Below are 12,797 nucleotides of genomic sequence, written 5' to 3'. Positions count from 1 at the left end.
ATGGAGTGCGAGGGTTCCGGTCCGGGTGATAGAAGGTCTCCGTGACTGAGCTTCTCTCCTTCCCCACCTTTCTGCGGATGATCGCCGAGCGTTCCGCCGCGTTCCGCGCCGCCGTCGACGCGGCCCCCGGCCTCGACGCCGACGTCCCGTCCTGCCCGGGCTGGACGCTGTACGACCTGGCGAACCACCTCAGTGAGGGGGACCGCTTCTGGGCCCACATCGTGCGGAACACCGCGCCGGGCGACGAGCGGCCGAGCAAGGACGGGCTGGCGGCGCCCAGGGAGCGCGAGGCCCTCATAGCCTGGCTGGCCGACTCGACGGAGCAGCTGCTCACCGCTCTGCGCGAGGCCGGCCCGGACCGGGGCTGCTGGGCCTGGTGGGAGCCGCTGGCCTCGTCGCACACCGTGGCCGCCGCGGCCCGCCGCCGCGTCCCGGAGTCGCTGATCCACACCTACGACGCCCAGTTGGCCTCCGGCGCCCCGCAGGAGCTGCCGACGACCGAGGCGGTCGACGCCGTCGATGAGTTCCTCGCCACCGTCTGCACCGTCACGGTCCCGTGGCCGGGCGAGCCGGCCACCATGGACTACCACGCGGCCGGGGCCGGCTCCTGGCGCCAGACGGTGGACGCCGCCGGTTCCCGCTCCACCCGCCTCACCGCGGCGGAGGCCGCCGAGAGCAAGCCCACCGCCGCCGTCTACGGCACGGCGAGTGAGATCGCCCTGCTCATGTACATGCGCATCCCGGCCGACTCGCTGCGGATCGAGGGCGACGCCGACCTGATCCAGCGGTTGCAGAACTGGGGCTGAGAGGACACCTCCTTCGGGGGTCTGCGGGTGCGGATGGCCCGGGCCCCCGAGGAGACGTCCCCGCGACGGTGCGGCCGGCGCGCGGAGAGCGCCGGCCGCACCGTCGCCCGCACCTTCGTCAGCGGATGCCGAACTCGTCGCCGATCATGCTGACGAGTTCCTCCGCGGAGACCGAGTCGAGGTCGAGGTCGAGCTCCTCGTCCTCGTCCCGGGCGGTCCCCTCCTCCAGCTTCGCCAGCAGGACCCTCAGGCGGCTGGCCGTCGCCGGGTGTCCGCCGCCGCCGGCCGTGAGGGACCGCATGGCCGTCTCCAGCCCGTCCAGCGCCAGTTCGACCGGGCTGGTGTCCGGCGCGCTGCCGAGGTCGAGCCGGTCGAGCAGGAACCCGGCCAGCGCGGTCGGGGTCGGGTGGTCGAAGACCAGCGTCGCCGGGAGCCGGACGCCGGTGACGGCGCCGAGGCGGTTGCGCAGGTCCACCGCCATCAGCGAGTCGAAGCCGAGGCTCTTGAACGCCCGGCCGGCCGGCACCCCCGCCTCCGAGGGGAGCCCGACCGCCCTCGCCGCCTCCGCCCGCACCAGATCGGTGAGCACCGTCCCGCGTTCCGCCTCCGGGAGGCGGCGCAGCCGTTCCACGAGACCGCCCGACGCGGCCGGGGCGGACGTACGGCGGGCGGGCCCGGTGAGGCTCCGCATCATGGCGGGGACCGCTTCGCCGCCGAAGCCGCCGGTACGGACCCCCGGGTCCAGCCTGAACGGCAGGACGACCGTCTCGCCGGACGCGAGGGCCGCGTCGAACAGCTCCATGCCCTCGTCGACGCCGAGCTGGAGCAGGCCGGCCCGGGCGATCCGCTTGAGGTCGGCCCGGCCGACGGCGGCGGCCATGCCCCCGCTGCTCTCCCAAGGGCCCCAGCCCAGGGAGACCGCGGGCAGGCCCGCCGTGGCCCGGCGCACGCAGAGCGCGTCCAGGAAGGCGTTGGCCGCGGCGTAGTTGGCCTGTCCGGCGCCGCCGAGCGTCCCGGCGAGCGAGGAGAAGACCACGAACGCCGTGAGGTCGAGTCCCGAGGTGAGCTCGTGCAGGTTCAGCACCGCGTCGACCTTCGCCCGCAGTACCCGGTCGACCTGCTCGCGCGTGAGCGAGCCGAGCAGCCCGTCGTCCACCACGCCGGCGGTGTGGACCACCCCGGTCAGCGGTCGTCCCTCCGGGACGGCGGCGAGCAGTCCGGCGAGCGCCTGCCGGTCGGCGACATCGCAGGAGGCCAGCCGGACGGTCGCCCCGAGGGCGGTGAGCTCCTGACGGAGCCCGTCCGCGCCGGGCGCGTCGGGGCCCCGCCGACTGGCGAGCACGAGATGCCGGACACCGTGATCGGTGACGAGGCGCCGGGCGACCAGGCCGCCGAGCAGTCCGGTGGCCCCGGTGACGAGCACCGTGCCGTCGGGGCGCCACGAGGACGCCGGCCCGGAGTCCCCGGTGTCCCGGAGCGGGGTGAGCCGGGGGATCAGCAGCGTGCCGCCGCGGACGGCGATCTGCACCTCTCCGGCGGCCCGGGCGAGGTCGACGGCCTCCGCGAGGGCGCTGTCGGCCCCTGCCGTGTCGTCGAGGTCGACCAGGAGAATGCGGTCCGGGTTCTCCAGCTGGGCTGCCCGGGCGAGTCCCCAGAGCGCCGCGCCGGAGAGGTCGTCGACGCCCTCGGCCTCGTGGACCGCGACCGCGCCGCGGGTGCAGAGCACCAGTCGGGCCGCGGCGAGCCGGTCGTCCGCGACCCAGAGCCGGAGCAGGTCGAGGCCGCGGTGGACGCCTTCCCGGACGACGGCGGGGTCCGTGTCGGCTCCCGTCACCGACGGCGGGCACGGGGCGATCACGAGGTCCGGGACGGCGGCGCCCTGGTCGAGTGCGGCGAGCAGCGCGACGAGGTCGGGGTGCCGGTCGGCGGGTCGGCCGAGCCCGCCGAGGGTGCCGGCGCCGCCGAGCACGGCCCAGCGGTCGTCGCCCGTGGTGCCGGGGACCGGCGGAGCGGGTGTCCAGGAGGTGCGGTGCAGCCCTTCACGGCCACCGGTGGCGCGGGCGAGCTGGTCGCGGGAGGTCTCCCGGACGGTGAGCGCCCGGACGGTCGCGACGGGCTGGCCGACCGAGTCGGCGATCGACAGTGCGACCGTCTCGGGGCCGGACTCGAACAGCCGGACCCGCAGTGCCCTCGCCCCGGCCTGGTGCAGGGACACGCCCTGCCAGGAGAACGGCAGACGGGGGGCGGCCGAGTCGGCCCGGTCGGCCGTCGGCAGGAAGCCGAGGCCGTGCAGGGCCGCGTCCAGCAGGGCCGGGTGGGCGGCGAACGCCGCCCCGGAGTCGGCCGCCTCATCGGGCAGCGCGACCTCGGTGAAGACCTCGCCCCCGCGCCGCCAGGCCGCCCGCAGTCCGCGGAAGGTGGGCCCGTAGGCGAAGCCGATGTCGAGGAGCCGCTCGTAGAAGCCGTCGAGGTCCACCGGTTCGGCGCCGGGGGGCGGCCAGGAGCCGCCCTCGTCACCGGCCGTCGGCGGTTCGGCTCCGGGAGCGAGCAGGCCCTCCGCGTGCCGGGTCCACTCGGCGGTGGGTGTGGCACGCGAGTAGACGGCGACCGGGCGGCGGCCGGACTCGTCCGCCCGGCCGACCACGACCTGGATCCGGACGCCGGACCGGTCGGGGAGGATCAGCGGGCTCTGCAACGTGAGGTCCTCCAGGGTCTCGCAGCCGAGCCGGGAGCCGGCCCACAGTGCGAGTTCGACGAAGCCGGTGCCCGGGAGGATCACGTTGTCCAGCACAGCGTGGTCGGCGAGCCAGTGCCGGTCCGCGGACGGGAGTTCGCCGGTGAACAGCACCTCGTCGCCGGAGGCGGAGGCCACCCAGGCGCTCAGCAGGGGGTGCCCGGCGGTGTCCAGGCCCGCCGAGGCGAGATCACCGTGGTCGGCCGGCGTGTGGTCGGGCCAGTAGCGGTCCCGTTGGAAGGCGTAGGTGGGCAGGTCGACCCGGACGGCGCCGGTGCCGGCGAACACCGCGGGCCAGTCGACCTCGACGCCCGCCGTGTGGACGGCGGCGACCGCCGCGAGCAGGGTCTCCGCCTCGGCCCGGTCGCGGCGCAGTGCCGGGACGCAGACCGGGCTTCGGTCACGCCGGGCGGCGTCGGGGACGGCGTCCAGGCAGTCCTGTGCCAGCGGGGTGAGGACGCTGTCCGGACCGATTTCGAGGAAGGTGGTGACCCCCTGGCGGGCGAGGGTCGCGACACCGTCGGCGAAGCGGACCGTCCTGCGGACGTGCTCGACCCAGTACTCGGGTGCGCTGATCTCCTCGGCGGTGAGCAGCTCGCCGGTCGTGTCGGAGACGACCGGGATCAGCGGCGGCTGCCAGGCCAGGCCGGCGACGGTCTCGGCGAACTCGGCGAGCATCGGCTCCATCAGCGAGGAGTGGAAGGCGTGACTGACCGCCAGCTTCCGGGTGCGCCGGCCCGAGGCCGCGAAGTGGTCGGCGAGCCTCCCGACGGCTTCGGCGGCCCCCGAGACCACCAGCGCCTCGGGGGCGTTGACGGCGGCGATGCCGACCGTGTCGGCGGCGGCCCCCAGGACCTCGGTGAGGGCCGCCGTGACCTCGGGCTCGCCCGCGGCCACCGCCAGCATCGCGCCGCCCTCGGGAAGCGCCTGCATCAGGCGGCCGCGTGCGGCGATCAGAGTGCAGGCGTCGGCGAGGGGGAGCGCGCCGGAGAGGTGCGCGGCGCTGATCTCGCCGACCGAGTGGCCGAGGAGGTAGCTCGGCCGGACGCCCCAGGACTCGAACAGCCGGTAGAGCGCCACCTCGACCGCGAACAGCGCGGGCTGGGTGAACGCGGTGCGGTCGAGCTCGGCCGCCTCCCCGGTCCCCTCCTCGGCGAAGACGACCTCGCGCAGCGGCCGGTCGAGCAGTGGGTCGAGCAGCGCGGCCGCGCCGTCGAACGCCTCGGCGAACACCGGGAAGCGGTCGTGGAGTCCTCGGCCCATGCCGGGGCGCTGGGCGCCCTGCCCGGAGAGCAGGACGGCGAGGCCGCCGTCCATGGCCGTGCCGAGGACCACCTCGGGCGGGGCCTCTCCGGCCGCGAACCGGGAGAGGACCGTGACGGCCTGCGTGACGTCCGGGACCAGCAGCGCGGCGCGCTCCGCCAGGGCGGCCCTGCCGGTGGCCAGCGAGTAGCCCAGGTCGGTGGCATCGGGTCCGGGCTGGTCCCGGAGGGCGTCGGCCAGACGCTTCGCCTGGGCGCGCAGGCCTGCTTCGCTGTGGCCGGACAGCAGCCACGGCACGGCCGGGAGGACAGCCGGTTCGGCGGGGCGGGTGGCGGGTTCGCCGTCGGGGGCCTGCTCCAGGATGACGTGGGCGTTGGTGCCGCTGACGCCGAAGGAGGAGACCGCCGCCCGGCGGGGGCGGTCGGTGCCGGGCCACGGCTTGGCCTCGGAGAGCAGCTCCACCGCGCCTGCGGACCAGTCCACGTGCGGGGTGGGCTCGTCGATGTGGAGGGAGCGGGGCATCAGGCCCCGCTGGAGCGCCATCACCATCTTGATCACGCCGCCGACCCCGGCGGCGGCCTGGGCGTGGCCGATGTTGGACTTGATGGAGCCCAGCCACAGCGGCCGGCCCTCGGGCCGGTCCTGACCGTAGGTGGCGAGGACCGCCTGGGCCTCGATCGGGTCGCCGAGGGTGGTGCCGGTGCCGTGGGCCTCGACGACGTCCACGTCGGCGGCGGACAGCCCGGCGTTGGCGAGGGCCTGGCGGATCACCCGCTGCTGGGAGGGGCCGCTCGGGGCGGTCAGGCCGTTCGACGCGCCGTCCTGGTTGATCGCCGAACCGCGCAGGACGGCGAGCACCGGGTGGCCGTTGCGCCGGGCGTCGGACAGCCGTTCGACGAGGAGCAGGCCGACGCCCTCGGCCCAGCCGGTGCCGTCCGCCCCGGCGGAGAACGCGCGGCAGCGGCCGTCGGAGGACATGCCGCCCTGCCGGTGGAAGTCGTCGAAGAGGAACGGGCTGGCCATGATCGCCACGCCGCCCGCCAGCGCCAGGTCGCACTCGCCGCCGGCCAGGGACTGCATGGCGGTGTGCAGGGCCACGAGGGAGGACGAGCAGGCGGTGTCCACGGTCACCGCGGGACCCTCCAGTCCCAGCGTGTAGGAGACCCGGCCGGTCACCACACTCGTCGAGGTGCCCGTCACCCCGTAGCCCGCCATGCTCTCCGAGCCGCGCGGGAACAGCGCCGCGTATCCCTGGGCGGAGGCGCCGACGAACACGCCGGTGCGGCTTCCGCGGAGCGAGGCGGGGTCGATCCCGGCCCGCTCGAAGGCCTCCCACGAGGTCTCCAGGAGCAGCCGCTGCTGCGGGTCCATGGTGAGCGCCTCGCGGGGGGCGATCCCGAAGAACCCCGCATCGAACAGTGCGGCGTCGTGCACGAATCCGCCCTGCCGGGGCGGCGCCGAGGGGCCGTCGGCCGCGGCCGGCTCCCCGGTCGCCCAGCCGCGGTCGGTCGGGAAGCCGGAGATGCCCTCCTTCTCCGCCACCACGAGGTCCCAGAGGTCCTCGGGGGTGGTGATCCCGCCGGGGTAGCGGCACGTCATGGCCACGATCGCCAGGTCGTCGCCGGCCCGGGCGGCCGCGCGGGGGACCGGAGCGGCGGGCTCGGCGGACGCCGACTCGCCGAGCAGCTGGTCGTGGAGGTGCTGCGTGAGGTCGTTGGGCGTGGGGTGGTCGAACACCAGGGTGACGGGCAGCCGCAGACCGGTCGCGGTCGTCAGGCGGTTGCGGAACTCGACCGCGCTCAGCGAGTCGAAGCCGAGCTCCTTGAACGGCTGCGCGCCGACGATCGCCTCGGTGTCCGCGTGTCCGAGCACGGCGGCCGCCTGTCCACGGACCAGCTGCAGCAGGGTGCGGGTCCGCTCGGGGCCGGTCAGCCGGGACAGCTGCTCGCGCAGTGAACCGGCCTCGACGGCCGAGGACCGGGCGCTGCGGCGGGCACTCGTCCTGACCAGGGCGCGCATGATCGGCGGCACTGCGGTGCCGCGGGCCCCGATGGACGCCGGGTCGAGCCTGACCGGCACCAGGACGGCGTCGTCCGTCCGGCAGGCCGTGTCGAAGAGCGCCAGGCCCTCGTCGCTGGCCAGCGGCAGGACGCCGCCCCGGCTGAGCCTGTTCATGTCGCGCTCGTCCAGGTGCGCGGACTGCTCGCTGCGCTGCTCCCAGAAGCCCCAGGGCAGGGAGAGCCCGGGCAGGCCGCGGGCCCTCCGGTGCTGGGCCAAGCCGTCCAGCAGCGCGTTGGCGGCGGCGTAGTTGGCCTGGCCCGGGCCGCCCATGATCCCGGCGAGGGACGAGAAGAGCACGAAGGCCGAGAGCTCGGCGTCGGCGGTCAGCTCGTGCAGGTTGATCGCTCCCTGGACCTTGGGGCGAAGGACCGCGGCGGCCTGCTCGGCGCTCATGGACTCGATCAGTCCGTCCCACAGCACGCCGGCCGCGTGGATCACGCCGGTGAGGGGCCGGTCCGCGGGGACGGCCGCCAGGACGCCGCGGAGGGACTCGCGGTCCGCCGTGTCGCAGGCCGCGAGGGTGACCTGGGCTCCGGCCTCGGCCAGTTCGGCGGCGAGCTCGGCCGCGCCGGGGGCGTCGGCACCGCGGCGGCTGGTGAGCACCAGGTGGCGCACGCCGTGCCGGGTGACGAGGTGGCGGGCGAGCAGGCCGCCGAGCAGGCCGGTGCCGCCGGTCACCAGGACGGTGCCGTGCTCGGGCCAGAGCGGGCGGGGGACGGTCAGCACGGCCTTGCCGACCAGGCGGGCCTGGCTCAGGTCGCGGAATGCGTCCCTGGCGCGCCGCACGTCCCACGTGGTCACCGGGGAGTGCCGGAGGACCCCGGCCTCGAACAGCTCCAGGATCTCCAGAAGCATCTCCCGCATCCGGTCGGGTCCCGCCTCCAGGAGGTCGTACGCCTGGTAGCCGACGCCGGGGTACTGCTCGGCGGTCGGCCCCGGGTCGCGCTTGTCGGTCTTCCCCATCTCCAGGAAGCGGCCGCCGCGCGGCAGCAGGCGCAGGCCCGCGTCGACGAACTCCCCGGCCAGGCAGTCGAGGACCACGTCCATGCCGCGGCCGCCGGTGGCCGCCAGGAACCGCTCCTCGAACTCCACCGTACGGGAGTTGGCGATGTGGTCGGAGTCCAGGCCGTACGCGTGGAGGGTCGGCCACTTGCCGGGGCTGGCGGTGCCGTAGACCTCGGCACCCAGGTGCCGGGCCAGCTGGGTGGCGGCGATGCCGACGCCTCCGGCCGCGGCATGGACGAGCACCGACTGTCCGGCCCGCAGTCCGCCGAGGTCGACCAGGCCGTAGTAGGCCGTCATGTAGGCGACGGGCACGGCGGCGGCCTGTTCGAAGGTCCAGCCCTCGGGCATCCGGACCAGCAGCCGCTGGTCGGTCACGCCGACCGGCCCGAAGGTCTCGGTGCACAGACCCATCACCCGGTCGCCGGGTTCGACGCCGTGCACGTCGGAACCGACCTCGATCACCACCCCGGCGGCCTCGCCGCCCAGCCCGGTCAGCCCCGGTACGAGGTCGAGGGCGACCACGACGTCCTTGAAGTTCATGCCGACGGCCCGGATCCCCAGCCGCACCTGGTGGGGCGCCAGCGGCTCCAGGGCCTCCCGGTAGGGAAGCAGCTCCAGCCCCCCGAAGCTGCCGGGGGTGGTGTTCTCCAGCCGCCAGGCGCGTTCCCCGACCGGCGGGAGCGCGGTCGCGGTGCGGTCCCAGCGCACCAGCCGGGGCACGCTGGTGCGGCCCGCGCGGACGGCCAGCTGGTCCTCGCCCGAGGCCAGCGCGCCGCCGAGGGCGGCCACCGACTCCTCGTCGCCGTCGAGGTCCACCAGGACGAACCGTCCGGGATGCTCCGACTGGGCGGACCTGACGAGGCCCCAGGCCCCGGAGGCCGCGAGGTCGGTGACGTCCTCGCGGTCCGAGACCGCCACCGCTCCGCGGGTCACCAGAACCAGGCGGGTGCGCTCCAGGCGCTCCTCGGCGAGCCAGGACTGCAGGAACTCCAGGACGGCGACGACCGGTTCCCAGGCGCCGGGCCCACCGGCGTGGCCGGGGACCGGGTAGAGGACCGTGTCCGGTACGCCGGTGCCCGAGACGAGGTCGGACAGGCCGGCGAACAGCGTGCCGCCGGGCAGTGCCGCGGCGAGGTCGGCCGCGTCGCCGAGAACGGCGAGGGGCGGTGCCGCGTCCTCGGTCCGGACCGCGCGCCAGTCGATCCGGTAGAGCGAGTCCTCCCTGGCAGCCGTGAGGGCCGCACCGTTCATGGGGCGGACGATCAGCGAGTCGACGGAGGCGACGGGGCCGCCGGTGTCGTCGGTGAGCAGCAGGGAGACGGAGTCCCCCTGCTCACGGGAGATCCGCACGCGCAGGCGCGACGCACCCGAGGCGTGCAGTTCCACACCCGACCAGGAGAAGGGCATGCCCACGCCGTCCTGCCCGGTGCCCAGGGCGAACATCGCGTGCAGGGCCGCGTCGAACAACGCCGGGTGCAGGCCGAAGCGCTCGGCCTCGGAGACCTGCTGCCGCGGCAGCCCGACCTCGGCGAACACCTCGGAGCCCCGACGCCACAGGGCGGTCAGCCCCTGGAACTCGGGACCGTACTGGTACCCGGCCCGGGCCATCCGCTCGTAGAGGCCGGTGGCGTCGACCGCCTCGGCTCCGGGCGGAGGCCACGGCTCGGCCGACCGCTCGGCCGCCGCCGGGACCGCCTCGACGGCGGTACCGGTGGCGTGACGGGTCCACACCACGTCGGTGCCGCCGCCCTCGGGCCTGGAGTAGACGGTCAGCAGGCGGGCACCGGTCTCGTCGGGTGCCTCCAGCCGGACCTGGACCACGATCCCTCCGGTGCGGGGGACGATCAGCGGCACCTGGAGGGTCAGCTCCTCGATCCGGCCGCAGCCGACCTGGTCGCCGGCCAGCACCGCGAGCTCGACGAAGCCAGTCCCCGGGAACACCACCTGGTCCATGACGGCGTGCCCGGCGAGCCAGGGATGGGTGTGCAGGGACAGTCGTCCGGTGAGCACGGCGCCGTCGTCCCCGGCCGTCGACACCAGCGCGCCCATCAGCGGGTGGTCCACCGGGCCCAGGCCCACGGAACCGACGTCACCGCCCGCGTTCCGGATGTCGGACCAGAACTGCTGCCGCTGGAAGGCGTACGTCGGCAGCTCCACCCGCTCGGCACCGGTGCCGGCGAACACCCCGGGCCAGTCGACGGGGGCGCCGTGCAGGTGGGCCTGGGCGAGCGAGGCCGTCATCCGGGCGAGGCCGCCCTCGCCCCGGCGGAGGCTCGCGCAGGCCCGCGCCGCGTTCCCGGCGTCCTCGATGATCTCCTGGACGAACATCATCATGACCGGGTGGGGGCTCATCTCGACGAGGATCCGCCGACCGTCGCGGAGCACCGACCGCACCGCCTGCTCGAACTCCACCGGCCGGCGCATGTTGCGCCACCAGTAGTCGGTGTCGAGCTCGGCGGTGTCCAGCCGGCCACCGGTGACGGTCGAGTAGAACGGGACGTCGCCCGGCCGCGGTGCCACCGGCGCGAGGTCCGTCAGGATCCGGTCGCGCAGCACGTCCACGTGGGCCGAGTGGCCCGCCCCGCTCGCGCTGGTGATCCGGCGGGCCCGGACCCCTTCGGCGTCGCAGGCCGCGACCAGTTCGTCGCAGGCCTCCGGGTCCCCGGCGACGGTGCAGGACCTCGGGCTGTTGACGGCGGCCACCGCGAGGCGGTCGCCCCAGCGGGCCAGGAGCTCCCTCACCCGGTCGACCGGCAGGAGGACCGACACCATCCCGCCGCGTCCGTCCAGCGTCAGCCAGGCACGGCTGCGCAGCACGACCACCCGCGCGGCGTCCTCCAGCGACAGCCCGCCGGCGACGTACGCGGCGGCGATCTCGCCCTGCGAGTGCCCCACGACCGCCGTCGGCTCGACCCCGAAGGACCGCCACACCGCCGCGAGCGACACCATCATGGTGAACAGAACGGGCTGGACCACGTCGAGGCGGTCCATCGAGGGGGCCCCGGGCGCGTCCCGCAGGACGTCCAGCACCTTCCAGTCGACGAACTTCTCGATGGCCTCGGCGCAGTCGCGGGCGGCCGCGGCGAAGACCGGGGAGGTGTCGAGCAGCTCCCGCCCCATGCCGGCCCACTGCGAGCCCTGGCCGGGGAAGACGAACGCCACCTCGCCCTTGACCGGTGATCCGAGGGCGAGGGTGTCGGCGGTCCGGCCCTCGGCGAGTGCCGCGAGCCCGTCGAGCAGCCCGGCGGTGTCCCCGGCCACGACGGCGGCCCGGTGTTCGAGGGCCGTGCGGGTGGTGGCCAGGGAGTAGGCGACGTCGACGGCGGCCTGCGGGCGCTCCGCCAGCCGGTCGAGGAGCTTGCGGGCCTGGGCCCGGAGCCCCTGCTCGCTTCGCGCGGAGACCACCCACGGGACGGCCGCGAGCTCCACCGGTGCCGCGGTCGGGACGGCGGGCTCCCCCGCGGGCTCGTCGCCCCCGGTCGCCCCGGTCGCCTCGGCGGCCACGGTCGCCTCGGGGGCCTGCTCCAGGATGACGTGCGCGTTGGTGCCGCTCACGCCGAACGACGACACCGCGGCGCGGCGGGCCGCGCCGGTCTCCGGCCACCGCCTGGCCTCGGTCAGCAGCTCCACCGCACCGGCCGACCAGTCCACGTTCGGGGTGGGCCGGTCCACGTGCAGGGTCTTCGGCAGCCGGGCGTTGCGGATCGCCATCACCGTCTTGATGACGCCCGCGACCCCGGCCGCGGCGCCCGTGTGACCGATGTTCGACTTCACCGCGCCGAGCCAGAGCGGACGGTCCGCCGGGCGCGCGGTCCCGTAGGTGGCGAGCAGCGCCTGGGCCTCGATCGGGTCGCCGAGGCCGGTACCGGTGCCGTGCGCCTCGACGGCGTCGACGTCCGCCGCGGAGAGCCGGGCGTTGGCGAGGGCCTGGCGGATCACCCGCTGCTGGGACGGGCCGTTCGGCGCCGTCAGACCGTTGGACGCGCCGTCCTGGTTGACCGCGCTTCCCCGGAACACGGCCAGCACCGGGTGCCCGAGCCGCTGGGCGTCGGAGAGCCGCTCGACCAGCAGGACGCCGGCCCCCTCGCTCCAGCCCGCGCCGTCCGCGGCCGCGGAGAACGCCTTGCACCGGCCGTCCTCCGAGAGGGCCCGCTGCCGGGAGAGCGCGACGAGGACGGCGGTGGTGGACATCACGGTGACGCCGCCCGCGAGCGCCAGGTCGCATTCGCCGTCCCGCAGCGACTGGGCGGCCAGGTGCAGTGCCACGAGGGAGGACGAGCAGGCGGTGTCGATCGTCACAGCCGGACCCTCAAGGCCCAGCACGTAGGAGACCCGCCCGGAGAGGACGCTGTTGGACGTGCCCGTGGAGGCGTAGTTGTCGATCCCCTCGGCCGAGGCGGCCAGGATCGTGCCGTAGTCCTGCTGGTTCATGCCCGCGAACACACCGGTCCGGCTGCCGCTCAGGGAGGACACGTCGATCCCGGCCCGCTCCAGGGCCTCCCACGAGATCTCCAGCAGCAGCCGCTGCTGCGGATCCATCGCGGTCGCCTCGCGCGGCGAGATCCCGAAGAACCCGGCGTCGAACTCCGCGACGTCGTGCAGGAATCCGCCTTCTCGCGCGTAGCAGGTCCCGACCCGCTCGGGGTCCGGGTCGTAGAGGTGCTCCAGGTCCCAACCGCGGTTGTCGGGGAACCGGCCGATCGCGTCCCGGCCCTCGTCGACGAGCCCCCACAGGTCCTCGGGGGACCGGACGTCGCCGGGGTAGCGGCAGGCCATGCCGACGATGGCGATGGGCTCGCTGCTCCGTGACTCCAGGTCGGCCAGCTTCTGACGTGCACGGTGGAGATCCGCGGTCACCCACTTGAGGTAGTCGCGGAGCTGGTTCTCATTGGCCATCGGAGTCACTCCCGGTCGTTGGGACTGCGGGT

Annotated in this window: 2 protein-coding genes; one reads left to right on the top strand and one right to left on the bottom strand. The window is 75.3% G+C overall.

Annotated features, from left to right (window positions below; all coding sequences use genetic code 11):
• The first annotated feature begins 41 nt into the window (after positions 1-41).
• Positions 42-806 carry a maleylpyruvate isomerase family mycothiol-dependent enzyme gene (locus tag OG550_RS28115; RefSeq protein WP_327682157.1) on the top strand — a complete coding sequence of 255 codons (765 nt, stop codon included), beginning with the start codon at positions 42-44 and terminating at the stop codon, positions 804-806.
• Positions 807-924: 118 nt separating this feature from the next.
• On the opposite strand, the gene OG550_RS28110 is transcribed toward OG550_RS28115, so the two are convergent.
• On the bottom strand, positions 925-12,774 hold the full coding sequence (locus OG550_RS28110; RefSeq protein WP_442906087.1) for an SDR family NAD(P)-dependent oxidoreductase: 11,850 nt from the start codon (positions 12,772-12,774) through the stop codon (positions 925-927).
• Positions 12,775-12,797: the final 23 nt, after the last annotated feature.

It is taken from the genome of Kitasatospora sp. NBC_00458, assembly GCF_036013975.1.
Classification (GTDB): domain Bacteria; phylum Actinomycetota; class Actinomycetes; order Streptomycetales; family Streptomycetaceae; genus Kitasatospora.
Note: the sequence above shows the minus strand (reverse complement) of the source record. Positions and strands in the feature narration are given on the sequence as shown.